This window comes from Natrinema salinisoli (assembly GCF_020405205.1).
GTDB classification, from domain to species: domain Archaea; phylum Halobacteriota; class Halobacteria; order Halobacteriales; family Natrialbaceae; genus Natrinema; species Natrinema salinisoli.
Genome location: NZ_CP084469.1, coordinates 765,744 through 790,550 on the forward strand (window position 1 = coordinate 765,744; position 24,807 = coordinate 790,550).

Sequence of the window (24,807 nt, forward strand, 5' to 3'; positions counted from 1 at the left end):
GTTATTTCCCCACCAGCGGAATCTTGTTGATCGCCGCGCTGACGATTCCCATCACGATGAGCGCGACGATAGCGAGTCCAGCGAGTTGGCCACCGTTCTGACTTGAGAACAGGCCACCGAACAGCGGCTCGTCACTGTCACTGTCACTGGTGCTGCTACTCTCCTCCTCCTCCGCAAGCATCTCCTCATAGGTCGCAAGCGACTGTTCCATGTACTCAGCGTACTCAGTCGAGTTGTACGAGTCGTACTTCGGGTCTTGGTAGTCAGGCTCGTCGGTCGAGACCTGATCCTCTTGATCCTCGGCATCGTAGTGCTCGAGGATGTCGAGGACGTGTTTCTGATACTTAATGTCCGACTTGCTGTCGAACTGATCAATCTCGTCGACGATTGTGTCGATGCTGTCCGGCGTTGCCGACAGCCCTTCGAGATCGGAGATCGTTTGGTCGGTGACGTGGGTGACCGTGTTGCCGTCGCGATCGAGCATTTCACCGACAGTGATGACGCCCTCAGACAGTTGTAGCTCGGACGGTGGGTCGGTGGTTTCGTCGAACAGCATGGCAGGTCCGACGACTCCGCTGACCTGTTCTTCAGGATTCAGGGTTGCAACACCCTCGTTGAAGTCGATCGCCGTTTGCCAGATCGTCGAGCCGTCTTCAGCGTCGAGCACGAACTGGTTGTTGTAGCCCGAGAAGAACACACGATCGTCGCCAGTCACGGCCTCGATGTCGCCCGTGAACTCCGCAGGCGGCGTCATGGTCCAGACCTGCGACCAGTCGGAGCGGTCGATCTTGGTGACTTGAGGGCCTTCGTCAGCCGTGTAGACGTAATTCTCAGTGCAGGCGACGCCGGTGACAGTGGCACCGTTGCCGGTGTACTCGTTGACCAGCGAACCGTCAGACGGGTCGCGTGCCTGTGTCGAGCCGCCAGAAGTCCCGACGACGATCACGTCGTCGGTCGGGCTGGCGTCGATGGACTCAGCGGCAGGGCCGTTTTCCCACAGTTGGTTGCCCTCAGTGTCGTAGGCGACGAGCGTGGAGCCGTCACCGAAGTACACCTGACTGCCGTCGGTCGCAGTGCCAACAGAGGCCGAGTAGGTGCCTCGAGAGTCCGACCAGATCGACTCGCCCGTCTCAGGGTCGAGGTAGTGGAACTGGGAAGGGTCGTTGCCGTTGTCGACAGGGCAAACGACAGCAGAGCCGTCAGGTGCCACCTCGATGTCGCGGACGGTGTTGACGAAGCCTTGCGACCACAGTTGGTTGTCGGGGTCAGTCGTGTCGTAGGCATGGACAGCAGAGCCTACAGAGCAGTACACGATGTCGCCAGACGGGTGAACGCCGACGCCATAGACTGCATCGCCGGGACTGATGTCCCACTTTAGCGAGCCGTCTCGAGCACGGGCACGCAGTTTGTTATCGCTGGTGTCCCCGTAGAAGACGGTGGGTTGTACGAGGTAGCTTTCTTCGGGCTGGAAGCCACCGGCAGGCGGCGAATTGCCGAACAGTGCGCCCGTGACCTGTTTGTCTTCGACGAGGCCGGACGGGTACGTCACACGGCTGTTGAGGTTCGGGTCGGGGTCGACCCGTTCCTCGGTGAAGCCGGTATACGTCGCCTCCATCGACGCGATTCGCGAGAAGTCCGGCTGTGCCATGCCGAACTGCTGCATCATCGCGAGCCGGAAGCGAGCGGACGTTTGGTCCTCGTTGCCGGAGAGGAATCGCGCGATCCCTTCCGGCGATCGGACCGACTGTGGCGACAGGTTGCCAGCGTCAAGCTCGGCGTACACGTCGTCGACGAACGACTGGTCGTAGTTGCCCGTCACCGTGTCGCTCTGGCTGTGAATCTCGTCAAGGATCTTGAAGAACTCCGCGTAATCGAGTACGCGAGCACTGTTCAGGTCGTTCACGCTCGGAATCACGAACACGCCGTCAGTCGTGACTTGCGTCCCGTCATCGGCGGTGAACGTAATTTCCTCGTTCGAGGCGTCCCACGAGTCGACGACGGACTGATCGAGCGCCGGCACCGTACCGAGGTCCGTGCCGTTGGTCGTGTCTTGCAGGTGGATTTGAGGCACCTTCAGTTTCGCAGAGCCGTCCGATCGAGCCACGTCATCCGCTTCGTCGGAGTTGACGTTCTCGATCGCCGTGCCGTCGTGGAGCGTGACCGAGACCTCCGTCGGGTTCGCACGGAATCGGAGTTGCACGTTGTTACCGCTGCCGTCAGTGCCGACATCAGCGACGAACGCGTCGTTGCCAGTTTCGACAGCAGCGTCGCCCACGTAGCCGAGTTGTAGCAACGACTTCGCGAAGACGTGGTAGTGGTTGAACTCCGGCACTTCGTAATACTGCCGAATCCGCTGCATAGCGCGGTCGTAGGCAGTCGTCGACGATTCGCCGTCCTCCCACGTCGACGCGAGGCCGTGGCGCGCCTCGATGGACGCAACCGACTTCGCGTCGGTCAGACGGTTGTTCATCAGCGTCTCGTGTTGCGTGAGGTTTTCGTACTCCGCTGTTGCCGTGTTGTGCAGAATCGCTTGGTCGGCCGACGGGGCGTCGTTGATCGCCGCGTCGAGCTTGTCGACGGCAGCGAGGCCGACGAACACCGACATACTGACCGGGTTCGTCGCAGCGACCATGTACGCGACGCCTTCCCCGGAGGCGACACCGGGGATCGCAGAGACCACGCCGTCGACGATGCCTTCGGCCGCGGTCGCGGTATCGGTGCCGAAAGTTACCCCCGTAGCAGTGGCACCGGCCGCGAGGCCGACCGATTGGAGCGCCCGCCGTCGCGTCATCTTGCACTCGGTGGCGATCTGTTGGGCTGTGGGCTGTGGGCCGCTTTCCGTCATCTACGACCCTCCGCTCTTGCGACGAGCGACCGCGCCGGCCGTCCCGATCGCCGCGATCGCGACGCCGACCCCGAAGCCGGGCGAGCCGTCGGACCCGCCGAAGATGCCCCCGATCGAGCCGTCGTCGACGGTGACGGAATCGGCTTCCGTGTCGTCGGCGGAGACGATGACTCGGTACATCGTCCCGTCGGTCAGGTTGTCGTCCTCGGTGTAGGTCGCGTTCGTTTCGTTGCCCGGATTAGCAGTGAACGAGTCGCTAATCACGTCGTCGGCCATGACCGTTGCCGAGAGAATCGTATCGTCGGAAGTGAGCGAGTCGGACGTGTGTTGCGACAGGTCAACGGTGCCGTCGGTCTCGTTGATCTCCGAGGCCGGGACGGTCACCGTCGTCGCGCTCGAGTCGAGCTCGACATCGTAGCTGGTGCCGTCCGTCACGTTGGCCGTGTCGAACTCGGCGGTCGTTCCGCTCAGGGTCGTACTGTTCAGGTGCGAGTCGGTCACCGTGTCGTTGTCGATCACGTACGCGTCTTCGTACTGAACCGTCACGTCGGCGGTCGCGTCCGAAGCAGCCGACTCGTTCCAGGTGACGCCGACCGTCAGGTTCGATTCGTTGTCGAACTGCACTTGTTCGTTCGCCATGTCCGTCACTGCCGCCATCCCAACCGCCGCCATCGCCGCGAGAGCGACCGTCAGGAAGGCGATTCCGATAATCGTCTTGGTTTGGTTTGAAAAACTCATGATGGAACTCCGTTAGTAGTAGCTGATGAGGTAGTAGCCAGCTCCGTTGACCATCAGCAGCAGGACGCCGACGTACCAGTACGTCGCCAGTGCCGCCGCGACGGCCGGCACGATCGCCGAGAACAGATTCAGGATGACCATCCCACCGACGAGCGCAGCTTGCTCTTGCGAGAAGTCCGACCAGTCGCGCGCTTCGTTCGAGAACCACGCGATCCCGAGCGTGATCACCGTGAAGACGAACGCCCAGGTGATCTCCGTCCCGGCCGCGCTGTAGAGCACGTCACCGAGGTAGAAGCTGATCGGGTTGTCGATTCCGATGGTTCCGAGGCCGGACAGCGAGAGCGTCGCGGCCACGAACAACGGTGCAAGGATGGCGTCGATCAGGTCAACGCCCTCCGTATTTTTCATTCCGCTCAGGGTTGCAGTTGCCATAATACAACGCACACCCGTCGCACCCGCCCTCCCGAAAGGGTCCGGAATACCCCCGGAAAATCCGATGGTCACCAAGTTTTATGAGAAGGGGGGTTGCCCGCCGAGTATGGCGCTAAACAAGATTCGACAGTTGGATCGTGATTCGGTCGGCATCACACTCCCGAAAGACGATATGCGCGTTGAGGGCCTGCTTAACGAGAGCGGGCAACTCGACGGAGACCACCACGTCCATATCCGTCACGTCGACGAAGGAGAATGGACGCTTGAGCTTGTTGAGGAGATCGAAACGTGAAGGAGAGTCGTGAAATCAGGTTCTCAGACTTGACCCTGTGTGGTTGCGCTTAGATGTATACAGAAGGCTCGATGTATGCACTTCGTCCTAGACGATGGACTCGCGAAGTGCATAGAATTGAGAATAACCAGACTGGCTACTGTGCCGATCATTCTGGCCTCTAAATCCACCTGCTTAAAGAACAGACCTGTTATTCATCCGCAATCGACGTGCATTAACCTCTGTGCATACATTCACCTATGATTCTCTTGTGTCTGCACAAAAGCCGTATATGAGAGAGTCAACAAATTTGTACTCAAAAAACCATCTTTCTTTAAATGATACAGCGCCTATGACGATTAGAGATAAAATCAATATGGCACTCTGAAGCTGGGTTAACACAATTTCATATCCTAAGATTGGCCATGCAACCTGGACAAATATATGGCCGAAAACACCAAACAATGACAGGACATAGATACTACGGTGAAATCGTGAGAGTATCATAAATCGGTTCGCTCTTCCCAGGTCATTTCCGATTACATACTCTTGACTGAGTTTGAAAATGTCAAAATCATCAAGACGCTGGTTCACTTCATCAATTGATTCTGCATCTTTGCTAGCGAACTTAACCTGTGCCTCTTCTAAGAAGATTTTTCGTACCCTCGGCTGATTATCATCTCTAGCCATATTCATCTCATCTATAAAATATAAAACAGATGATTGATAAGTGTCGGAATCAGACAGTTCAGAGATGTAAGAATCGACTTTTCTAGATATTCCTTCCTGAAAAGCCCGACCGACTACATAGCTTACCACCAAAAAAATAGATACAGCAAGGACACCACTTTCTGTTGCAAAATCTATAAATTGGTTAAATATTGACAGCGGAAAGAGTAAAACAATAAGCAATACAGTCAAAATCCCTGGAACTACATTTACTGTAATGTCCCATAGCGTGAATTGATTAATATTCATATGACAGAATAATACTCAGTCAACAAGTAGGTGTCGGAAATACAGGAAATTAGCAACTAATCCAGATACAGTTAGGTTTTTAGGGTAACACATGCTGCTACCATTAATGGCCTGTCATTTCGGTAATGAGGTGGCGGAGGAATGAGTGATGATGAAATATTAGGCGATCACCGTTGGAAACGGACTACTCTGGTCCCACCATTCGTTGACTCGCTTGGTGATAACCTAGAGTATGTCCGTTGGAAAACGGAGATGGTCCCTGAAATATTGTGGATTGGAACGATTTTAGAACAATATGGACCAGAGTTAACAGCAGATATTGTAATAGCCTGCGCCGATAAAGCTAAAAGTAAATTCTCAAATGGAACATACATTCTATCAAGTGATTATAGTGATCTCACCGAATCTGATTTTGAAGAGCTAAGAGCAGATCTCAAGAGTGACCATCTAGAAAAGATTGAATCGTCACTCCAACCTCTGGTAAAGCATTATCCAGATCATCCTCAGACAGGGCTAATAGGTGATCAACAGGAAGACGACCCACTACAGGATGAGGAAATAGATGATCAAGAACTATCGCAGATTGCAGAGTTAGTGACTGAGCTATCAGACAGGAGGTCCAAATTGTCTATGTATGCTCAAGGGATCTATGTTGGGACTATGTTAATGACTGGTGAATTAAAAATTTCAAAGGGTGTCGAATTTGTAGATATAAATGAAGTATTTGACTATCCAGATACACCAGAATCTCGGAAAGCAGGATCAGCAGTCCGGGCAGCAGTCTCCTCATTTCAGGGTATAAGATCCTCTGATGATGAACGGTCCGATTGGGCAACAAAATTTTGGGAGAGAGGTTTCGAATTAACAGAATGTATTTTCCCACATGAGTTAGATGAAGAGAGTAATCGAGAAGAGGCCGATCAGGAAGCGAATATAAAACAGCCAGACGAAGAACTTTTTGAGAAGTTAGCATCATTTGGATTTGAATATGAGGAAAGTTTAAAACATACGATTATTGACTTGTGGTTTGAAGCGCCAAAAGATCCAGAATTCACAGGGAAAAACGAGGTTTTAGATGGACTTCTTATGAGACAAGTTAGTCTGGTTTCAAATTTAGCTACTTCACCTTCTCTCTGGAATACAGACATAGCAGGCATTATTATAAGATGCATGGTAGAAAACCAAATAACGCTTGAATGGTTCAACCAGAACGGCGACAAAGAAGACTACAAGTCATTTATTGACTATGGATTGGGTCAAGAAAAGTTGATGCTGGAACATTACCAACGATTACAGGATGAGATTGATGTTCCTAATGAGATAGGGGTAGGACTGGAAAGAATGGAAGACCGTTTGGAAGCGCAGCGGTACAAGCACTTGATACCTGTTGATGTTGGCCACTGGGCGGATAAAAATACAAGACAACTTGCTAAAGAAGCGGACTGTAAGGATCTCTACGACTTGAGATTCCAACAGCATAATCCCGCTGTTCATGGCTCCTGGGATTTCATCCAACAGAACTACTTAGTTAAATGCCATAATCCGTTGCATCAGTTCCACCAGATTCCACAATTCCAACCACTACCAAAACTACCATTTGCAATCGTTGAAGCGGGTAATATGATGAATCGAAGTTTAGACAGTTGGAGAGAAGCACGTGGAATTGACCAAGAATTTGAGGTCTTAGATCTTTCAGAGTCTGTTCGGGAAATCCTCAGCGAAAGTGAGTCCTTTGAGGATATGCCTCTGTAGGTAGTAATTTTGATATCGGACTACTCCAGCTCTTCTGCTTCAAGTTCTTCTGGATCCTTAGGAGAATGTTGAAGTAAAAATATCCTCATTTATTGTGGGTGTGCGACCCACTACTCACCGATAGTCCATGTTGACTGGTACTCAAGCGGGAGTTCATCGGTGTCGAGGATTTTGACGATCTCTGCTGCAGTGAGCGACCCCTTCTGGTTGGCATGCTGAATCAGTTTGGGGACGCATCCGTTCGGCTGGGCGGTCGTGTCCCCACACATCTTGAGGTAGTAGTCCGCGGCTGCATCCAGTGCGCCCGAGACGGTACTCTCGCCGGTCGCTTCTTTTAGATACTTCCACTTCCGCTCTCGAGTGTCGGTTTTCTGGATTCGCATCGTAATTTGCACAACCCCCTCAAAATCCTAGGAATTTTCGGTCACTCAAACCGCGAGCCTATATAAAGAGCGGCCGGTCGGGGAAGGTGGCCGGCGTGATCGGTACGACAACTGGCTCAACTCGAGGTCGATTTTACACACCCCGGCTCGAAACTGATGTGCAAAATCGGAGATCGGATTTTGTCGACGTGCAAGCGCTTGGGGTGGGAGTTAGAATTATCTCTAAATCACTATGGCAGTGAAACGCTCATCACTGCTCTGTTCTCCAAATTCTAACTGATTTACCGGAAATACGAAATGGGCTGAGTGGATTGTTTCAGTAGTCCCGCGTTCCATTGGATGACTTCACGCAGAAAACATGACAAGTCAATCAAATCAAACAGAGGTCGAATTTGCAGCGATTATCTTCTGGGATTTCGTTGACGAAACGGACGATGAAGAGCTACTATCGTCACTCTCAGAGTTGTACGGGGATGACATCGATGAATACCAAGGCCCATATATGGGTGGCGGCGGCGGGTGGCATAATCGGGTTGCTGGAAACGACACTAATGAGATTGAAACAACAGAGGAGTTCGCATCGGTACGTACCCTGGTAGAATCGAATACTCGAGGTATTTTAGATGTCACGACATTCGCTGTACTTTCCGAAGATCAAATCGAGATGGTCCTCAACAGCGACAATCGAAACGACATTCAACAATTACAATCGACACTATCAGACTACGTCGGAACATTACCAACTCTGGTAGATCATGAAAAGCCGGGTCACAGTGGTGTATTCTATGCTGAGTGGAATGGGAAACAAGATCTACTCCCAGAAGCAGATGATTCTGGTGTAAACGAAATACTAGACAGACTCACAGAAGTACACCCTCAACTCTATTCGTTCGGGTTTCAAACTGGAGGAAATTTATCGCTTATCCGTGGTAATATTTTTGTCAATCCAATGGCGACGATGAACCCATATAACGGTCTTACAGCGGTTCGCAAGGATTCTCACCCCCAGGCAGAGCCCTTTGACGAGCTCATCACACCACCTCCCTGGTATGCAGAGGTGTCCGGATTAAAACGCTACTATCGGTTACATACGTGGGCGAACTCACGGTGGGGTAGACTGCAAGAATTTGATACAGAAACAAACGATGCCCGCGACGCCCTATCGTCTCTGTCATCTACCCAGACCGATATTGATGAGGTGCTACCGGTTTCGGAGCAGATTCAGGCTCTACAGGCAGACTACACTGAATTCCGAACTCGATACGATGCCGAATATCAATCACTACAAGACCAATTTAGTGAGCGAGCCGACGAGAAAGCTGATAGATTCGGCATGCCGTACGATATACCTCTGCCTAGCCCGAATGAACCAGAATTCGTTGACCGGCCAGACGACCAATCGAATTCGGTCGTTGAATATTTCGAGGAGAGTTCTGAGAAGACATTTGAACAGGTTGACCAGCTCTATACGAGAATCACACAGAAAGTTGAGTCACTCGTCTCGTCGATCGAGAGCCGAACACGACTAGCGGAAACAGATGAAAACATAACCCTACAAAAACGAATAGCATGGCTCACTATCGTACTGACTGGGTTAACGATTGTTCTCGTGTTGATTGAGATTTTTCCGTGGGTGATTGACTTGTTAGCTGCTCTCTCTTGATTCACGTGAATCATCTCGAAACAGCTTGAAAATTTCGCGTATAGTAAAAAGCGGCCAATTGGAGCTAAAAATCGGTATGACCAGCGCAACGAACGAGCTGGCTTGAGATCAATGTACAAAATCGGAGATTGGATTTCGTCAACATTCAGTCTCTAAGGGTGTTGGGTTGACCACGTCTGGGATCTGGCCCATCTAAACTACTCATTCCACTCTTGCAGATTCCGTCGGATCGCTTCTGATGTCTCCCGATTGAATCTATTCTCGTTTTCCGTTAACTTGTGTGCTACTGCTGTCTCGAGATCGATATCGAACTCGGCTGCCATGCTAAGACAATAAATCACGATATCGGCGAGTTCCTCTTCTACCGCATTTTCGATCTCGGCATCCTGTTCGTATTCCTCAGCAGGTAGATTGTCGTGCCATTGGAATACTTCTACGAGTTCACTCGCTTCAACTGAAATAGCCATTGCGAGGCTCTTTGGGGTATGAAACTTCTCCCAATCACGTTCGTCGATAAACTGCTGCTGTCTGTCTTGGAGCTCAGTGAGATCTTCGTTCATCGCTTCCAATACTTTTCTCCAATCAAATGAAAGTTTACGGAGTAGAGAACCGGATTCAGTACTCCTCAAACCCGTGGCGTTTCCGATGCTCTTCTAGAAAAATTGGATGGGGATGGTTCTCCTCTTGGTCAGGCAGATAGAGGTACTCGCTGTCGAATTCGATTAGATCACCATGGCATTCAGATCCGGGTTTGTCGCGCACTATGATCTGGTGATCGTCAGTCACTGAAACCCACCCGGTGTCGAATGCCCAGTGATGCAACTTACAGAGTGCAAGTCCATTTCGAACGTCGTCACTCCCCCCTTCACTTTTCGGATAGATGTGGGCAGCTTCCACCTCTGGGTTACCTGCTGGAGATCGCCGCTGTGAGCCACAAATAGCACAAGTCTCGTTGTACGCCTCACGGACTGCTTGTCGGAAAGCAGATGATCGTACACGCCGCTCCGCCTCAGTGAATTCTACCTCTGACTCCGTCAATTCCGGCGGTTCAATTGAGGATTCCTCGAGAATAGTTTCCGTTTCCTCTTCGATGGCTTCGGGTGCCGTACCGAGCTCTTGCTTTCGGTGCTGGCGAAGTGCTTCGGTGAGGCTTCCGTACTTGTCTAGCAATAGCTTTCGGCGCTTGTCGATCACGCGAGTGAAACTCTGTGGATAGAAAGTTGACCATCCGATATCTGCGTGGAAGGCTTCCGAGGAGATGTCGACACGCTCCACATCGGTCAAGTAGAAGACGTACGGCCATCCCTCGGACACATCAGCAACGCGCCGCCCTTCATCATAAGGCGTCCAGAGCTTCTCAGCGAGCGTGTCGCTCTGTTGCTTCTCAACGACAGTCGCTGCGTGCGTGTAGACCTTCCTCTTCGTGTAGAAGAGCACTCTATCTCCGGGTTCCATCACATCCCATGCTGATTTATTTCCGCTTACGACACCCCATACTGCTATAGACTTGAGATTAGAATCTGGGATCTCAGCGTACTTACTCGGGTCAACACCGTCCAATACGGTATTCTGAAAGTGTCTGTACGTCCCCTGTTTCTGTTCTCGACTACAAGGTGCAAGGAAAATATTGGTCGGCTCAGTCATATCTCAGACATAATATCCTCATGCAATAGAAGTAACTGAATTCCTATCTCTACAGGTATTCAGTTCCAATGATGTCTATAGAGAAAGATGTGCAAAATCGGGAATCAAATTTTGGCGACGTATGATCCCTGGTGGTTTGGTTATATGAGTTGAACGAGTATATTAGTTCTGTCTCTCTAGGTTAGATGTTTGTCTCGACTGACTCATAGTAGGTTTGACTCGACAGAGATATTATGACTGTTAAGCCAATATTTGGAGTCCTACATAGGGACTGGAATAATAGATCGGTGAGCGGACAGCCTAACCGTGGATCCCCATCGCTTCGATCTGCTCCTGGTATCGGTTCCGGAGCGTTACCTCGGTCACCTGTGCAACATCGGCGACTTCTCGCTGGGTCTTCTTCTCGTTGCAGAGCAGGGACGCAGCGTAGATCGCGGCCGCGGCGTACCCGGTCGGTGACTTCCCGGAGAGCAGCCCTTCCTCGGCCGTCTTCTCGATGATCTCGTTGGCCTTGGTCTGGACCTCTTCGGACAGTTCGAGTTCGGAACAGAATCGGGGGACGTACTTTTTCGGGTCGATGGGACGCATCTCGAGGCCGAGTTCCTGTGAGATGTATCGATACGTACGACCGATCTCTTCGCGTTCAACACGGGAGACTTCCGAGATTTCCTCAAGGCTTCGCGGGATTCCCTCCTTTCGACAGGCGGCGTACAGCGCCGATGTTGCGACGCCTTCGATCGAATGGCCGCGGATGAGATCTTCCTTGAGCGCGCGGCGGTAGATCACCGACGCGACCTCGCGGACCGGCCGCGGCATACCGAGCGCGGAAGCCATCCGATCGATCTCGCTGAGCGCGAACTGTAGATTCCGTTCGCCGGCGTCTTTGGTCCGGATGCGTTCCTGCCACTTACGCAGCCGATGCATCTGGCTGCGCTTTTTCGAAGAAATCGAGCGTCCGTAGGCGTCTTTGTCCTTCCAGTCGATCGTCGTCGTCAGTCCCTTGTCGTGCATCGTCTGCGTCGTCGGCGCGCCGACGCGGGACTTCTCCTGTCGTTCCTGGTGATTGAACGCCCGCCACTCCGGGCCAGGATCGATCTGTTCTTCCTCCACGACGAGCCCACAGTCTTCACAGATGAGCTCACCCCGGTCGGAGTCCTTAACGAGATTATCCGATTCACACTCGGGGCAGTCTTGAATATTGTCTGGTGTCTTCTGGGATTCATCGAGAGTTTCGACATGTGACATCACTTCATGCTGGAGTTGGCCGAGAGCCTTGGAGATTGGATGCTTTGTGTTCAGTATATAGAGTTGGGAGGTGCCGACCTTTTGTGTTTCTTCAATGATGCCCATCGATACTAGCTCGTCAATATTTCTGGTGACGGTACTTGGACTAATATCGGCGAGTCTAGCTATTTCACTAGCTGTTAGCTCTATATTTGGCTTTCCAAGAAAAACATCAAGCATTTTCACCCGTCCAGGTCGGCTGAGAAGTTTGATGAAGGCACTATTGCTGGTATATGATCCATCGTTGCTCTCTTCCTCCTGATATTGGCCAGCCATCACCCTCACTTAGTGGTAAATAGCTCTGAAGTGCAATAAGCTTTTCACCAATCGAAATTGATTTTCATCAATGCAAATAGTAGAATTTAATACCATAATATAGCAAGGTGTACCACCTAACAGTAATGAACCTCGTCATGGAAGTCGACTGTTGTAATGGCGCGGCGGGATGCTCGAAGCCGCTGGCGGGTTGAAGCCGATCTTCTACAGCGACTTATTATTAAAGAGTGCATCTCTCCGTCTCAGTCGGTTAAAATTGAAAGAATTGAACAGTGGTTCCTTGGACTGGAGCATGACCTTGTCAAGATAGCTATTAGAGATTTATGTAACGATGATGAATCGCCAGTAAAAAAGCAAGAAGATACTGGAACAAAAATTTGGATAACCGATCTTGATGCTGCCCGACAATATCGAGAATCCATCTTACAAGAAGAAGAGTGGTTTAAGAAATGATTAGGCCAGATCTGTGTTATTTGAGATAATATTCAGGATTTATTCCCTCATCTTTCAAATTATTGGTATCTATGGCCGATTGATCGATAATATCCTCATCAATCAAAATGTCAGAATACGGCACCTCAGCTCCAGTTTTAGTAAATACTTCTTCTGCTGTAGTTACCGAATCAAGTTCGAATATCGCTGTAGTAAGAGATTCACTCTTCGTTTCATCTATTCCGTTTTCATATCGGAGAACAAGTTGACAGAGAGCGTAGTGGTAACCATCTTCTTGGAGCTCAGATAACAGCCCTGAGAAGCTTCGAGTATTGGCTTGAGAAAGACCGATTATTACCTCTAAAATTGGGCTGAAAGTAGTTGGCTCAAAGGGTTCTCCAACTTCGTTGGCCCGCAGTATTCCCCCTTCCAAACGTCGGAAGGATTGTTCTTTAACCATCTCGCCTGCGTAGTTGTGGACTCTGTGAAGAGAACGAGGCATAAATAAAGCATAGACATCAGAGAGATTTTGGTTTGTATCTAGAGGGACCAATATAGGTCTAATTCTAAGATTCTTTGCGACGCCGTTACCGACGTTGCTTAGTGTTACTGTTAGATCTCCTTCGTCAAGCGTCCACCCCTCATCAAGAACAAGCGGATCATAGGCGAGTTTCATGATCGAACTTTGTTCAGATTGAATGTCTGTTTGTTGCGCATTGATGTTTGCTTGGCGCGCAAGCAAATTTCGTTCCTCTTCCTGCGTTCGAGCCATCTGGCCATATATATAAATTAGACTACCTGAAAGAATTATATTGATAGCTATACCAAGAGCTTCTAAGTTTAATCTTGGTTGGGATGGATTACCTCCTCTCCACGACGAGTACCATATCCCAGCAACCAGAAGAAGAAATAGTAATACGATGCCACCGATGAGGGCTAAAAATCTGTTAGATATATCTGAACCTGGCGACTGATCTCCGTGATCAAAGGGGGCATTTTCTGTCGAACGCATGTCTACAACTACCGAATTGACATTAAAATAGCAAAGGGAGAATCCGGAGAAGGCATGCCGCGATTCTAGTGGTGATTATTCCAGAAGCTATAATGGACTGGATTATGTGTTCTCAGGGTTGCATCTCAATATAGGTGGAGGCCTTGTGTTTGTACCAGTTAGTCGTTTATTCTGGGGTGACGCGAAGCAGCTTCCTGTACATATGCTCGATAAAACAATGACCAAGCAAACCAGTCTGAAGCTCATTGACGAACAACAATCGTCTGTAGCTATCTCGAGAACCGAGACTGAAGGCAGTGCGTGAATAGCTGTGGCAATTTTTGACGTTATTCTTCTAAATCCTCCGCAGAAAGTTCTCCCTCGAGATACGCACGCCCTCGATCGGTGATTCGATAATATCCTTCGTCTGGACGATCAACTAAACTAGATTCCCTGAGCTTTCGGATACGTTTGTTAACGTAGTTCCGTGAATAATCCGTGTTATAGGCGATAACTGACGGAGAAAGCGCAAGACCGCTATACTCGAGGGTTTCGAGAATTCGATCATCCCCCTGTGTCATCCACGAAACCCTCGGTCTTCGCATTTGCCTGACCTAACCGATACGAGAATCATAGTCATGCCGATAACGTTCTCTTGAGAATACAAATACATGACCATAGGGATACAAACGATGGATTAAATATAAGTATTCTACGTGTTTTGGTGAGAACAACGGAGGCCAGACGGACCCGCCGCTGCCCGGTCGGGTCCTCGAGAGAAATGCGGACCCGGTGTTAGGGGCACCGGCCCGCCTGGCTTCCGTAACCAAGCTACGGAAGCATGCATTCACGCGACGCAACGGGGGATAAAGTCCCCGATAGACCGCATCGATCGGCCCACGGCCCACAGCCTACAGCCGACTCGAATAGTATCGGAATCGGTTTCGGAATTAATCGAAACAGCTCTCGAGGATCTCGAGCGCCGGTAATTCATCGTTCCGTGACTTGTCGGAAATTCGGAAACCATACTCCGACGACTAAGAGAGTCGGGTACAGTCGTTGTAGTCAACCGACGGACGGCAGCCGCGCGCGCCCCAAGGTCCAACAAGCGGCGCGCGCGGTTCGTCCGCGGTCCCACAACAGTGAGACCATGACCGAACTGGCACGCTACGACAGTAAGAGTACCGGATACTGTAACTACAGCGAGACGCTCGAGGTGGGCCGATGAGCGATGACAGCGGTCTGCAACCAGACGAATCGATTCCGTACGTTCGCGAGATAGAGGTCTACGATAGCGCGGAAGACGTGAAGATCGTGCAATTCGTTGGGGACAGCAAGACCGTCGAGGTCGGGATCACCGACGACGTAATGGTTGAGTTCGCCGAGGTCGCCGAGGATGTCTTCGATCGGATTCACGCGGATATGGCGGAGATGAATGATATTCTCGACGAGGCTCGCCGTAACTCGGATCGGCACGGTGATCGATAGTGAGCCGGGATCTCTCCCCGCGAAAAGCCCGTGACCGGTTTCTCTCGAGACGAAAAACTGAGAATACCGACCGAACCCTCCGCACATACGAGAACCGCCTCACGCGGTTCGTCGAGTTCTGTGAAGAACGGGACATTAGCCGTATGTCCGAACTCTCTGGGTGGGACTTAGACGAGTTCCGGGCTAATCGGGAAGCCGCGGACATTGCCCCAACGACCTTACGCGGGTCGATGGTCGCTCTGAAACAACTACTCGATTACTGCGAGTCCGTCGAGATCGTCGACGATGGGTTTGCCGACAAGGTGAACGTGCCGACGGTCACGCGGTCCGAAGAATCGAGCGACCAGCAGCTCGCCCACGACGATGCCGAGAAGTTGATTGATTTCTACCGGTCGTCGAGAAAGTGGTGGGGTCAACCAGAGCACGCCGTACTCGAGGTCGCTTGGCACGTAGGATGTCGAATGAGCGGGCTACGGGCGCTGGATCTCCGCGACTACGATCCGGACGACCAGACGCTCGAGTTCCGGCACCGGCCACCGTTTACCGGTCTCAAAAACAAGGAGCAGGGCGAACGCGTCGTCGGGATATCCGAGCAGGTGGTCGAAGCGCTAGATACGTACATTGCCAGAGAGCGCGTTGAGAAACGCGACAAGAACGGACGCGAACCGCTGTTTTGTGCCCGTCAGGGTCGCCCGTCAAACTCGACGTTTCGAGCCTGGTGCTATCAGGGTACCCAGCCGTGTTTGATCACGAACTGTCCGCATTCGAAGCGACGGGAGACGTGTGACTACACACGGCGGAACTTCGCGAGCAAGTGCCCGAGCAGCCGCGCGCTCCACGCCGTTCGCACGGGTTCGATCACCTGGCAATTGCTCCAAGGTCTCGACATCGAGACGGTCGCAAAGCGCGTGAACGCTCGTCCGGAGACGATCCGACGGCACTACTACAAAGCCGGTCTTCACGAGGAGTTTGAAGAGCTGCGAGCAGACGTAACTCTGAAACTTGACATTCAGGACACCCATGAGTGATTCAAACATCCGAAATCAGCGTCGTAAAGCCCTCTTAGTATCGCGTGGTTCAGGAGAGGTGCGCCCTCCGACCCCACTCTGATCTTAATTATTGCGGTTTCGTACGGATTAAACCTGTCAGAAAGAATCTATACCTGACGGGGTGGTCGGCGTGACGCTTTCCGAAACGGAAGCGAAGCGTCTCCGAATCAATCGGGGGATCGCACCCCTGCCGACGAAAAGCCGCGAGTTTCGCTGTTCCGAGTGCGGTGCTCGGTGTACCGTCCTCCTCGACGGCCAGTCGGAAGCGGGTCACAAACGAGGGTGTTCTCGTCGCCTCGAGCGAACGGGCTCGAACCGAGTCTGTCCGTCACTCACCGACGGCGAGGAGGTGCAGCGATGATGGGGTTCGTCCCAGCGAGTCGGCTATTCGACGTCGAGAGTGGGAGGCCAAAAGATCACCCAGTGACCCGGTCGATCAGCGACGTCAGTGAGGTGATCGAGGCAACTGGCGGTGATCCAGTGTGACCCGGTTCGCCGAACGTGACGAGTGCCCGCAATGCGAGGCGACCGTCCCTGCGACCCGACCGCTGTGCCCCGACTGCTTTCGTGAAATCCGCCGTGTTCGGGGTGACTTGCTGTGAGCGAACCCGCAAATTCACAGCTCACTGAACGAGTCCGGACTAGGGCGTCGATTTCGATTTCCGACGACAAGTCGGTCGACGACGTAGCCACGGCGATCGATTCCGACGCCGGTGATGGTGATGACGCGTAAGTCCGATCGGGACGACCTCGAGGAGGCCGCCGACGAAGCGTTCGACTTGCTCGACGCCGGTCGACCGGTCGACGGCGTCGACGATGAGATCGAGGCCTCGATCGAACAGGAGACGCCGACGGCTGGCGGTGACGAGGTCGACGGTGGCACCGAACTCGAGTTCGACGAAGATCGCGACGTCGACGAACCGGAGGCCCGCTCTGCGTGTCGGTTCTGCCAGAGCGAGTTTCGGACGGTCGTCGCCGAACGACGGCATCACTCGGAGGACCGCTGTGAGGAAGGTTCACCGAAGTTCCGACGTGACGGGCGCCCGCTGATCGATCCCCAGGTACACGAGCTCCGGGCGAACTTCCTCTTCGAGCCCCTCGATTTTGTAGGCATTCGTGACTCGTGACTCCGCGACACGGGCCATCTCGCTGATCTTGCCCGGTAACCGCGAACGCCCAGTGCATCGGCACGCCTCGTACACGCTGGCATCTGGTTGATCCGATTCTGTCTGGTCGTCTTCGTCGAAGCAAGATTCGTGGATGTCTCTGATTGCTATCTTTTCACTGTTATACTGGTAACTTACTATCTTGGTGAGACCCTAACTCATCGAGGAGACGACAAACTCTTCCAGACTAAGTACCTACACTGGAAGTCAAAGAGACTGAATTACATTGTTTTTTATAATAAGCTAAAGGATACCTTAACCTATTTTGTTAGTAAGCAACTGATAGCCAAATTCACTCAACTCTACTTGCGGAATAGACCAACGATTAGCATCAAACCGGCGATAGCGATAAAAAGTTGTCTGCGCAACAGAGAATGTCCCACGAAGCGCCATACGCGTGTAATTCGGATTTGAGTGATTCTATCACTCAAGTCCGGATTATCGCATCAATTATCAGTTATCTTACTATTATCAACTAAGAGAATGGGTTATTTTTATCCTTTTGTAGACCCTTCAGGGAAGGGCAGGTTCTGAATCTTTAGGAATCATTTCGTCCCATAAAACCGACGTCCCTGTGTCGAGCATAACCCCGATAGGTCCTCCACCGGTAATATTATCTATCGCCCCACTAACCGGGTCCCAAGACCATGTATGTTTGTAGGACCCCCAGATAGTTCCCGGAGTCCCATCAGTAGCGAGTTCACACTGCAATGAAATATAACTCGAAGGTGGGAAACCTCCTCCATTTGGTCCCCAATCAAGATTAACTTCTGCAGCGACACCTCCGCCATCAATGGTCCCTGGCCAGAATTCGGCTTCGTGGTAACCATCTTTTTCATCAGCCATGGCTCTTACGGTGGGGGTTCCAATTGTTGTCCATACATTATCATCAAAACCCACACCAATAATATCAGGCACAAAAGTTGGACTTCTGAAACTATCCTCAAGCCCCTCTAACATCATATTTGCTGAGCAAAGTATTCTATTATGTTCAGGCAGCTCACTGAGAATTACATTCATTTCAGAATCACTCTCGGTATAATGGTTAGCAGCTGGTCCGATCTGAGAATCATCCTTCTCAGAGTTGGATGACCCCACTTTTTTAGTTGTCTGGGTGTACGATATTCCATCCTTATCTAATAATTTCCCAACCTGGTCTGGACCCCCTTTGACGTATGCGTCAAATATCTTGGAGGCGAGATCTTCTTCTTCTGACTTTGAAGCGCCAACTACACCAATTCCGCTAAGTGCAGCCGTTGCCGTTACACCTCGAATGAACTGCCGTCTATTCGGCATACTACCCACTATTAGACTCAACCATAAATAATTTTCTAAGCTAAGTTTATAGTATTAGACTAAATAATAGATAGTTTTATAACCTACTAGAACACAAAATAGGCCTAGTTTATTTAGATTAATATAATAATATTTATAACCAATCGCCATTTAGCCAAAATATGGATCACATTGAGTGGTTTCTGGGATTGATTGTATACCTCTTAGCAGTAATTATCTATGAATTTGGGAACGTGAATGGCCCGATTATAATTGTGATTCCTATACTACTAATTGTTTATACTATGCCTATTTACCTAATAGTTAGGCATATTTTTGATCGTATATCAAATTAGGGTCTTAAATATATTTATACCATAATATAGACAAATGAATGGTTGTTCGATGAGAGTGTATTTTTCTTGTTCAGGAGAAAATTTCCCCGTATCGATCGGCGTAGCAATCGAATGGTGAGGTCGTGGCTTCGCGCGCAGCGAAGCGAGCACGGAGCAGAGGTAGGGAGGTGGGGTCTGGGTCGGTCCGGCATACAACAAAAAAGAAGGCTGCGTACGCTGGCTACACTTCCCACCACCAACCGCACTCGGGGAAGTGGACTGTGGTCCAGCCGGTCAGAGCCACCGAGACGCGCCCGTTGTACCAGTTCTTCGCCGCTCCGTGAATGCGAACTCGTTCGCCCTCTTCGATCCACGGGGCATCGGACACTTTCCAGCTCGTGAACTTCGTGCGCCCGCTCTCATCTTCGATGAGACCGACCTGAGCAATGCTCGGACTTGACAGCTCCCACAGTTGCGTCACAGTACCTTCGATGCTCACCTCTTTGCGATTGACGCCCTCAAGTTTCCCGATGAGAACCACCTGTCCCGGCGCCGTCTCCAGTTCCTCGTACACCGCGACGACCGCGCTCATCAGGTCTTTCCCACCGACCACGGCTTCACCCAGCCGCCGACCAATCGCCGCTCGCGACCACCCATCCAGTTTCCCGGACAGCCGCATCGATTGCTTGTTCACCGCTGCCAACTGCTCCTGCGTGAGTTCTGCACGAGGATCGTTCCGCTCTGGGTCCGCCCACGGGTCCACGCTCGCCGCCCGCTTCTGGAACTCAGCACGCCGCTCAGCGCTCCGCTTCGCCGCGATATCTCGCGTCCGCTTCTCCCGCCCTTCTTGCGTCCCCAGCTCCGCCTGGGCTCTGATGCGCTCCAGCTCGGCCTCTCGCGCCCGAATGCGCTCTTCCTGTTCGAGGGTCGCACCGTGGATTCGCTCTTCGGTGGTCTCAACCATCCCGTCCGGGTGGTTTGCATCGACCTTTGCCTGCACCTCCATCTGTACCGTCGCCTGGAACTCCGGCGTCTCATCGACCACCTCAAAGCCATCTTCATCGACCGCTGCTTCGTCCACTTTTTCGGATGCCTGTTCATTGACCGAAACCTCATTACCGAAGACGTTCTTACTTGACATTGGAGTTCACTAGCTCCTGAAGGCGCTCAGCGCCCGACACCGCGATGCCCTTACATCGCGGTTTTCCGACGACTACGACCCTGAAGCGCGGACGTTGACGTTTCTGAATCGTCCGAAGACCGGGACTCGGCTCAAGCGGGGCGATGCCCATCAGCGAAAGGTCGTCCTCGCGGAGACGCCGAATCGAATCCTCGAGGAGTACCTCGAGCGCGATCGCAGCGAGAGACACGACGAGCACGGCCGTCGCCCACTGTTCGCCAGCGCTCGCGGCCGCCCGGTGAAGAGCACGATCACGAACTGGATCTATCAGGCGACGCTCCCGTGTGTTCGGAAATCGTGCCCGCACGGGAAGGAGCGTCACAACTGCCAGTGGACTGAACAGCAGGACAGCAGCAAGTGTCCATCGTCGACGTCGCCACATCCAGTCCGTCGTGGCTCGATCACCTGGCAACTCAATATCGGCCGCTCGGTCCAGGACGTGCACGTTTCACGCGGACGCCGCATTCGCTTATCAGACGGGACGGTGTCCGTTTCGTATGGCAGATTCGAACGACGATACGATCGACCCGACGTCGCCCGAACAGCGAGAGGTCGGCCGCGAAATGGTCGACGAGAGCACAGGCCTCGGCTCGGTGATGGCCCACGCGTACCGAGGCGAGCTCGGGCGGGTGGATACGTGGCGACAGCGCCTCGATCAGACGACGACGTGGGCGGTGACCGTGATGGCGGTGATCCTGACGTGGGCGTTCTCGAGTCCCGACAACCCTCACTATATCCTGTTGATCGGAATCGTGGTCGTCACGGTCTTCCTCAGTATCGAAGCGCGGCGGTACCGGGACTACGATGTCTTTCGGTCGCGCGTTCGGATGATTCAGGAAAATCTGCTCGCAACTGCCCTGGACCCGTCACGGGACGTCGAACGCACTGACTGGCGAGTAGAATTGAGTCAGGACTACCGTGAGCCCACGGTGAAAGTATCGATGCAGGAGGCCCTCGCGAATCGCCTGCGACGCGTGTATCTCGGGCTGCTCGGTGTCCTCCTCGTCGCGTGGATCTTCAGAGTGTCCGCGTTCGCACCGCGTGAAGACTGGGTCGAAACCGCCGCGATCGCTCAAATCCAGGGACTGGTCGTGATCGCGGTCGTCGTCGCGTTCTACGTTGCGCTGCTCGCGATCGCGCTGTGGCCGCAAGAACGCCAGGCGAAGGGCGAATTCCGCAAAGGAGGGGAAGGCGACTGGAAGGATTCGGACGCGAAAGACGAGTCGCGAAACGGATGATCGACCATACGAAACCGATTCGAGTCCGACCGTCCGCAACTAGACTACGGAGTTGTGGTACTGCCCGCCCTGAACGAGCGATTTACCGACACGAAAGACGTCTCCCGACTGCCCTCGAGCGGTCTTGACCGACGCTATTTATCCGGAGAACAGTTCTACTGAGCGGTCTTGCCTACCCGTAATAGGTCTCGAGGTGCTCGACGATATCGTCACTTTCGTAGAGGGACGTTTCACGTTGTGTGTCGACGAGATAGGGAACCTGATCCATGCCCCCCATCTCCACCAATTCCTCGTGCGTTTGCTGATTGGTTACTTCCTGGTCGTGGGACTTCCCCAGACGCGGGTTGTGATTCACGTACGATATGCCGAGTTCTGAGAGTTTTTCTCGAACTTTTTCGCAGTGGGGACATCCTTCAAACTGATACAATTCTAGCATCGAAATGTGAGAAGGTACCAATTCTCATAAATCTCTGTCTTTCGGAGAACGGGGAGGGGTAATAGAGTGATAGTGGACCGCATCGAATCGACGAGGCCGGTCAGCACCCACTCCCCGCCGTGCTCGTCGTTCGTCGTTGAATCCCTGAAAAGTAGCGGGAGGTAGATTTGAACTACCGATCTGCGGGTTATGAGCCCGCCGGAATCTCCTGGCTATCCCATCCCGCTACATGTTCGTACTTGTGGGCCACGATTAAGGGTTGTCATTCACCTGCTGTCCACGACATCTGTGTCTACAGTGGCTGGGATATTAGATGTCGACCGAAATATATTTTGTCGAAAATCAGCGCAATAGACGTTTGTATATCGGGTTCGACGGAGACGTCTCGAACGATTCGGGTGAGTTCCTCGATTGTTGTGCTATTCTCGGGTACGGTCGCTCGATGGAACCCCCCGTTGTCCGTATTTCAAGCACTCGATCGCGGCGGTGCATACTCCCCGTCGATTGCACCCGTGGCTGACCAGTGGACTGCCAAGGCTCAGAGAGTCTATCAACCGGACGACGGTGGACGATTCTGGCCGATCTCGTTCGCGTTCCTCTCACCGCGCTCGAGAGCGAGTGTCGGTCCGCCCGAAGCGCTCGGCCTCGATATCGTCGGGTTCCTCCACGAACGCTTTTCGTCGAGGTCACCCGCCCACCGACGGGGATCGACGACGAACGGACCGGCATCCTCAGCAAGTACCGGTGGTCCAGACCGTTCGACACGGACAGCCACGCTCACGGAGTGAGTACCACCTTGACGCAGCCGTCTTCCTTGTCGCGGAACGTCTCGTACATTTCCGGGCCCCGCTCCAGCGGTTCCCGGTGCGTGACGACGAACGACGGGTCGATGTCGCCGTCCTCGATTTTCTCGAGCAGCGGATCGAGATACCGCTGGACGTGGGTCTGGCCGGTGTTGACCGTCAGCGCCTTGTTCATCAGCGGACCGACCGGGACGTTGTCCGCGTGGCCGACGTAGACGCCGGGGACCGAGAGCGTCCCGCCCTTCCGACAGCACTTGATCGCCTGCCGGAGGACGTGGGGTCGATCGGCCTCGAGGTTCACCTGCTGTTTCGCCTTGTCCGTGAGGCCCATGAGGCCGGTGCCGTGGGCCTCGGTCCCGACCGCGTCGATGCACCGGTCCGGGCCGCGGCCGCCGGTCATGGCCATCAACCGGTCGTAGACGTCCTCCTCCTCGAAGTGGATCGTCTCGGCGTCCCCGTGCTCGCGGGCCATTGCGAGGCGCTCGGGGACGCGGTCGATCGCGACGACGCGGCCGGCGCCGAGCATCCAGGCGCTCTGGATCGCGAACTGGCCGACCGGGCCACAACCCCAGACTGCGACCGTATCGTCTTCTTCGATCTCGGCGTTCTCGGCGGCCATGTACCCCGTCGGGAAGACGTCCGAGAGGAGCAGCACCTGCTCGTCGGGCAGGTCCGACTCGACTTTCAGCGGGCCGACGTCAGCGAAGGGCACTCGCAGGTACTCCGCCTGTCCACCGGCGTAGCCGCCCAGCATGTGCGAGTAGCCGAACAGCCCGGCGGGCGACTGCCCCATCACCTTGCGGGCCACCTCGGCGTTCGGGTTGGAGTTGTCACACAGCGAGTACAGCTCCTCCTCGCAGAACCAACACGAGCCACAGCTGATGGTGAAGGGGACGACCACGCGGTCGCCCTCCTCGAGGGTTTCCACGGCGCTGCCGACGTCGACGACCTCGCCCATCGGCTCGTGACCGAGCACGTCGCCCTCGCGCATCGTCGGGACGTACCCGTCGTACAGGTGGAGGTCGGAGCCGCAGATGGCCGTGGCGGTGATCTCGACGATCGCGTCGTGGGGGTTGACGAGCTCGGGGTCGGGCACCTCGTCGACGCGGACGTCCTCCTCGCCGTGCCAGCAGAGGGCCCTCATAGCAGATCACCCGCGCCGCGGGCGGACGGGTTCCGCTCGAGCGTCGGTATCTCGCCCGTTTCGACGAGGCTCTTGAAGCGATCGAGCACGACGGCCGCGAGCGACTCGGGGACGATCTCGAGGCGCTTCGTCACCGCGGCACCGACGGAGCCCCCCGGCGGCTCGAACCGAAATCGAAACGTCAGTTCCGTCCCGCGGCCAGCCGGTGCCTCCCGGAAGCGGACCTGCCCCTCGTTGGAGACGGGCGCGTTTTCGTGGGATTCCCAGCGGAGGCAGTCGCCGGGACGGTCTTCGACGACCTGCGTGTCCCACGAGACGGTCGCTCCGAGCGGCCCGCTCGCGGTCCAGTGCCAGCGGTCCTCGTCTCGAGCCGTCACGTCGAAGAGTCCGCCGTAGAGGCGCGACATCGTCTCTGGTTCACGCCAGCGCTCGTATACCTCGTCCGGTGACGCGCCGATCGTAGTTGAGCGGGTCGTTTCCACCGCGTCGGACGCGTCCACCGCGTCCAATCGACCGTCCCCGCTGGCCGAGTCCGTGTCGAACGATTCGTCGCCGGAGCGCCCGCCGACGAGTCCCCGGTAGAGCAGCCAGCCGCCGGCGAGCGCCGCCGCCGCACCGCCGAGCGACCGACGCTTGATGCCGAGCGCCACGATCGCTCCGCCGACGGTCGCCGCAGCGATCCGGCCGCCCCGTTCGAGCGATCCTCTCGAGGACTCGGAATTTGGGCCGTGAAGCGGCTCTCGCTCCGTCACACCTCGTTGGTCCGTGGACACGGGATACTCACCTCCGACGCGTGCGACTGATCGTTTCGTGGACGCCAGGGTCGTCGACCCGGCGGCGACCATCGGTCCCGCGATCGGTTCGAACACGGCGGATCAGCCCGTGCGAAAACGGTTCGCATCATTACGTCTCTCTCATAACGTTTATCGAGCATCCGTTTGGTAGCGGTACCCGCAAACGCAGGCCCGCCTGGAGCGCGCTCGCCGTCGCCGAATCTCATGCGA

General features: G+C 53.8%; 23 protein-coding genes, 1 tRNA gene and 2 pseudogenes. 8 read left to right on the forward strand and 18 right to left on the reverse strand.

Features of this window, described 5'->3' with window-relative positions:
* Position 1: 1 nt before the first annotated feature.
* Genes LDB05_RS03855 through LDB05_RS03865 form a run of 3 tightly spaced genes read right to left on the reverse strand, consistent with a single transcriptional unit; the run spans position 2 to position 4,015 of the window.
* A complete protein-coding gene (locus tag LDB05_RS03855) occupies positions 2-2,845 on the reverse strand; it encodes an Env/VP5 family phage fusion protein (RefSeq protein WP_226006612.1) in 2,844 nt (947 codons plus the stop codon).
* Positions 2,846-3,583, reverse strand: coding sequence for a PGF-CTERM sorting domain-containing protein (locus tag LDB05_RS03860; protein WP_226006613.1), 738 nt, complete (start codon positions 3,581-3,583; stop codon positions 2,846-2,848).
* A 12-nt stretch (positions 3,584-3,595) separates the two neighbouring features.
* The gene (locus LDB05_RS03865) at positions 3,596-4,015 is read right to left on the reverse strand and encodes a DUF8023 family protein (protein WP_226006614.1); all 420 of its coding nucleotides are present in this window, start codon (positions 4,013-4,015) and stop codon (positions 3,596-3,598) included.
* Positions 4,016-4,121: 106 nt separating this feature from the next.
* Between LDB05_RS03865 and LDB05_RS03870 the strand changes: the two genes are divergently transcribed.
* Positions 4,122-4,307, forward strand: a complete 186-nt coding sequence (locus tag LDB05_RS03870) for a DUF8053 family protein (protein WP_226006615.1) — start codon at positions 4,122-4,124, stop codon at positions 4,305-4,307.
* 237 nt (positions 4,308-4,544) lie between these two features.
* On the opposite strand, the gene LDB05_RS03875 is transcribed toward LDB05_RS03870, so the two are convergent.
* On the reverse strand, positions 4,545-5,264 hold the full coding sequence (locus LDB05_RS03875) for a hypothetical protein (protein ID WP_226006616.1): 720 nt from the start codon (positions 5,262-5,264) through the stop codon (positions 4,545-4,547).
* A 141-nt stretch (positions 5,265-5,405) separates the two neighbouring features.
* Here LDB05_RS03875 and LDB05_RS03880 point away from each other — a divergent pair, with 141 nt between their 5' ends.
* Positions 5,406-7,016 carry a DUF5677 domain-containing protein gene (locus LDB05_RS03880; protein WP_226006617.1) on the forward strand — a complete coding sequence of 537 codons (1,611 nt, stop codon included), beginning with the start codon at positions 5,406-5,408 and terminating at the stop codon, positions 7,014-7,016.
* Positions 7,017-7,126: 110 nt separating this feature from the next.
* On the opposite strand, the gene LDB05_RS03885 is transcribed toward LDB05_RS03880, so the two are convergent.
* On the reverse strand, positions 7,127-7,399 hold the full coding sequence (locus LDB05_RS03885) for a hypothetical protein (RefSeq protein WP_226006618.1): 273 nt from the start codon (positions 7,397-7,399) through the stop codon (positions 7,127-7,129).
* A 358-nt stretch (positions 7,400-7,757) separates the two neighbouring features.
* On the opposite strand from LDB05_RS03885, the gene LDB05_RS03890 reads away from it, so the two are divergent.
* Entirely contained in the window at positions 7,758-9,062 is a 1,305-nt protein-coding gene (locus LDB05_RS03890; RefSeq protein ID WP_226006619.1) for an AAA family ATPase, read from the forward strand.
* Between the two features lie 197 nt (positions 9,063-9,259).
* Here the strand turns inward: LDB05_RS03890 and LDB05_RS03895 are convergent, their stop codons facing one another.
* The 4 genes and pseudogenes from LDB05_RS03895 to LDB05_RS23560 all read right to left on the reverse strand — a co-directional run.
* Positions 9,260-9,622 carry a nucleotide pyrophosphohydrolase gene (locus tag LDB05_RS03895; protein ID WP_226006620.1) on the reverse strand — a complete coding sequence of 121 codons (363 nt, stop codon included), beginning with the start codon at positions 9,620-9,622 and terminating at the stop codon, positions 9,260-9,262.
* A gap of 55 nt (positions 9,623-9,677) precedes the next feature.
* On the reverse strand, positions 9,678-10,706 hold the full coding sequence (locus tag LDB05_RS03900) for an HNH endonuclease (protein WP_226006621.1): 1,029 nt from the start codon (positions 10,704-10,706) through the stop codon (positions 9,678-9,680).
* Positions 10,707-11,006: 300 nt separating this feature from the next.
* On the reverse strand, positions 11,007-11,951 hold the full coding sequence (locus tag LDB05_RS03905; RefSeq protein WP_226007866.1) for a transcription initiation factor IIB: 945 nt from the start codon (positions 11,949-11,951) through the stop codon (positions 11,007-11,009).
* A gap of 99 nt (positions 11,952-12,050) precedes the next feature.
* Positions 12,051-12,266 (reverse strand): annotated as a pseudogene (locus LDB05_RS23560) (winged helix-turn-helix domain-containing protein); the annotation flags it as partial.
* A 156-nt stretch (positions 12,267-12,422) separates the two neighbouring features.
* Here LDB05_RS23560 and LDB05_RS03915 point away from each other — a divergent pair.
* Positions 12,423-12,719, forward strand: coding sequence for a hypothetical protein (locus LDB05_RS03915; protein ID WP_226006622.1), 297 nt, complete (start codon positions 12,423-12,425; stop codon positions 12,717-12,719).
* Positions 12,720-12,735: 16 nt separating this feature from the next.
* Here LDB05_RS03915 and LDB05_RS03920 read toward each other — a convergent pair whose 3' ends face one another.
* Positions 12,736-13,710, reverse strand: coding sequence for a hypothetical protein (locus tag LDB05_RS03920; protein WP_226006623.1), 975 nt, complete (start codon positions 13,708-13,710; stop codon positions 12,736-12,738).
* A 1,203-nt stretch (positions 13,711-14,913) separates the two neighbouring features.
* On the opposite strand from LDB05_RS03920, the gene LDB05_RS03930 reads away from it, so the two are divergent.
* The 3 genes from LDB05_RS03930 (at position 14,914) to LDB05_RS03940 (ending at position 17,353) form a co-directional block, all read left to right on the forward strand.
* Positions 14,914-15,177, forward strand: coding sequence for a hypothetical protein (locus LDB05_RS03930; RefSeq protein WP_226006625.1), 264 nt, complete (start codon positions 14,914-14,916; stop codon positions 15,175-15,177).
* Positions 15,177-16,205 (forward strand): tyrosine-type recombinase/integrase, encoded by a 1,029-nt coding sequence (locus LDB05_RS03935; protein ID WP_226006626.1) that lies wholly within the window; start codon positions 15,177-15,179, stop codon positions 16,203-16,205. Before LDB05_RS03930 ends, LDB05_RS03935 begins: the two co-directional genes overlap by 1 nt.
* A 743-nt stretch (positions 16,206-16,948) precedes the next feature.
* Positions 16,949-17,353: a hypothetical protein gene (locus tag LDB05_RS03940; RefSeq protein WP_226006627.1), complete on the forward strand. Its 405-nt coding sequence runs from the start codon at positions 16,949-16,951 to the stop codon at positions 17,351-17,353.
* On the opposite strand, the pseudogene LDB05_RS03945 reads toward LDB05_RS03940, so the two are convergent.
* From LDB05_RS03945 to LDB05_RS03960, 4 genes and pseudogenes are all read right to left on the reverse strand, one after another.
* Positions 17,306-17,434: pseudogene (locus LDB05_RS03945) on the reverse strand (transcription initiation factor IIB family protein); the annotation flags it as partial. The gene LDB05_RS03940 and the pseudogene LDB05_RS03945 sit on opposite strands and share 48 nt — an antisense overlap.
* Before the next feature lie 471 nt (positions 17,435-17,905).
* Positions 17,906-18,688, reverse strand: a complete 783-nt coding sequence (locus tag LDB05_RS03950; RefSeq protein ID WP_226006628.1) for a twin-arginine translocation signal domain-containing protein — start codon at positions 18,686-18,688, stop codon at positions 17,906-17,908.
* 555 nt (positions 18,689-19,243) lie between these two features.
* Positions 19,244-20,143, reverse strand: coding sequence for a DNA-binding protein (locus tag LDB05_RS03955; protein WP_226006629.1), 900 nt, complete (start codon positions 20,141-20,143; stop codon positions 19,244-19,246).
* Entirely contained in the window at positions 20,133-20,627 is a 495-nt protein-coding gene (locus LDB05_RS03960; RefSeq protein ID WP_226006630.1) for a hypothetical protein, read from the reverse strand. Before LDB05_RS03960 ends, LDB05_RS03955 begins: the two co-directional genes overlap by 11 nt.
* Before the next feature lie 52 nt (positions 20,628-20,679).
* On the opposite strand from LDB05_RS03960, the gene LDB05_RS03965 reads away from it, so the two are divergent.
* Entirely contained in the window at positions 20,680-21,420 is a 741-nt protein-coding gene (locus LDB05_RS03965) for a DUF2270 domain-containing protein (RefSeq protein WP_226006631.1), read from the forward strand.
* Positions 21,421-21,592: 172 nt separating this feature from the next.
* Here the strand turns inward: LDB05_RS03965 and LDB05_RS03970 are convergent, their stop codons facing one another.
* The 4 genes from LDB05_RS03970 to LDB05_RS03985 all read right to left on the reverse strand — a co-directional run bounded on the left by LDB05_RS03970 (position 21,593) and on the right by LDB05_RS03985 (position 24,576).
* On the reverse strand, positions 21,593-21,856 hold the full coding sequence (locus LDB05_RS03970) for a glutathione S-transferase N-terminal domain-containing protein (protein WP_226006632.1): 264 nt from the start codon (positions 21,854-21,856) through the stop codon (positions 21,593-21,595).
* Between the two features lie 152 nt (positions 21,857-22,008).
* Positions 22,009-22,083, reverse strand: a tRNA-Met gene (locus tag LDB05_RS03975).
* Between the two features lie 550 nt (positions 22,084-22,633).
* Positions 22,634-23,803: a zinc-dependent alcohol dehydrogenase gene (locus tag LDB05_RS03980; RefSeq protein ID WP_226006633.1), complete on the reverse strand. Its 1,170-nt coding sequence runs from the start codon at positions 23,801-23,803 to the stop codon at positions 22,634-22,636.
* The gene (locus LDB05_RS03985; protein ID WP_226006634.1) at positions 23,800-24,576 is read right to left on the reverse strand and encodes an SRPBCC family protein; all 777 of its coding nucleotides are present in this window, start codon (positions 24,574-24,576) and stop codon (positions 23,800-23,802) included. Before LDB05_RS03985 ends, LDB05_RS03980 begins: the two co-directional genes overlap by 4 nt.
* Positions 24,577-24,807 lie beyond the last annotated feature (231 nt).

Bases quoted from the DNA above. Each gene is read 5' to 3' on its own strand.
- LDB05_RS03900 (WP_226006621.1), bottom strand. From the start codon at position 10,706: ATGACTGAGCCGACCAATATTTTCCTTGCACCTTGTAGTCGAGAACAG.
- LDB05_RS03885 (WP_226006618.1), bottom strand. From the start codon at position 7,399: ATGCGAATCCAGAAAACCGACACTCGAGAGCGGAAGTGGAAGTATCTA.
- LDB05_RS03880 (WP_226006617.1), top strand. From the start codon at position 5,406: ATGAGTGATGATGAAATATTAGGCGATCACCGTTGGAAACGGACTACT.
- LDB05_RS03865 (WP_226006614.1), bottom strand. From the start codon at position 4,015: ATGGCAACTGCAACCCTGAGCGGAATGAAAAATACGGAGGGCGTTGAC.
- LDB05_RS03875 (WP_226006616.1), bottom strand. From the start codon at position 5,264: ATGAATATTAATCAATTCACGCTATGGGACATTACAGTAAATGTAGTT.
- LDB05_RS03955 (WP_226006629.1), bottom strand. From the start codon at position 20,143: ATGTCAAGTAAGAACGTCTTCGGTAATGAGGTTTCGGTCAATGAACAG.
- LDB05_RS03970 (WP_226006632.1), bottom strand. From the start codon at position 21,856: ATGCTAGAATTGTATCAGTTTGAAGGATGTCCCCACTGCGAAAAAGTT.
- LDB05_RS03855 (WP_226006612.1), bottom strand. From the start codon at position 2,845: ATGACGGAAAGCGGCCCACAGCCCACAGCCCAACAGATCGCCACCGAG.
- LDB05_RS03950 (WP_226006628.1), bottom strand. From the start codon at position 18,688: ATGCCGAATAGACGGCAGTTCATTCGAGGTGTAACGGCAACGGCTGCA.
- LDB05_RS03895 (WP_226006620.1), bottom strand. From the start codon at position 9,622: ATGAACGAAGATCTCACTGAGCTCCAAGACAGACAGCAGCAGTTTATC.
- LDB05_RS03965 (WP_226006631.1), top strand. From the start codon at position 20,680: ATGGCAGATTCGAACGACGATACGATCGACCCGACGTCGCCCGAACAG.
- LDB05_RS03940 (WP_226006627.1), top strand. From the start codon at position 16,949: ATGACGCGTAAGTCCGATCGGGACGACCTCGAGGAGGCCGCCGACGAA.
- LDB05_RS03860 (WP_226006613.1), bottom strand. From the start codon at position 3,583: ATGAGTTTTTCAAACCAAACCAAGACGATTATCGGAATCGCCTTCCTG.
- LDB05_RS03920 (WP_226006623.1), bottom strand. From the start codon at position 13,710: ATGCGTTCGACAGAAAATGCCCCCTTTGATCACGGAGATCAGTCGCCA.
- LDB05_RS03980 (WP_226006633.1), bottom strand. From the start codon at position 23,803: ATGAGGGCCCTCTGCTGGCACGGCGAGGAGGACGTCCGCGTCGACGAG.
- LDB05_RS03905 (WP_226007866.1), bottom strand. From the start codon at position 11,951: ATGTCACATGTCGAAACTCTCGATGAATCCCAGAAGACACCAGACAAT.
- LDB05_RS03870 (WP_226006615.1), top strand. From the start codon at position 4,122: ATGGCGCTAAACAAGATTCGACAGTTGGATCGTGATTCGGTCGGCATC.
- LDB05_RS03890 (WP_226006619.1), top strand. From the start codon at position 7,758: ATGACAAGTCAATCAAATCAAACAGAGGTCGAATTTGCAGCGATTATC.
- LDB05_RS03930 (WP_226006625.1), top strand. From the start codon at position 14,914: ATGAGCGATGACAGCGGTCTGCAACCAGACGAATCGATTCCGTACGTT.
- LDB05_RS03915 (WP_226006622.1), top strand. From the start codon at position 12,423: ATGGCGCGGCGGGATGCTCGAAGCCGCTGGCGGGTTGAAGCCGATCTT.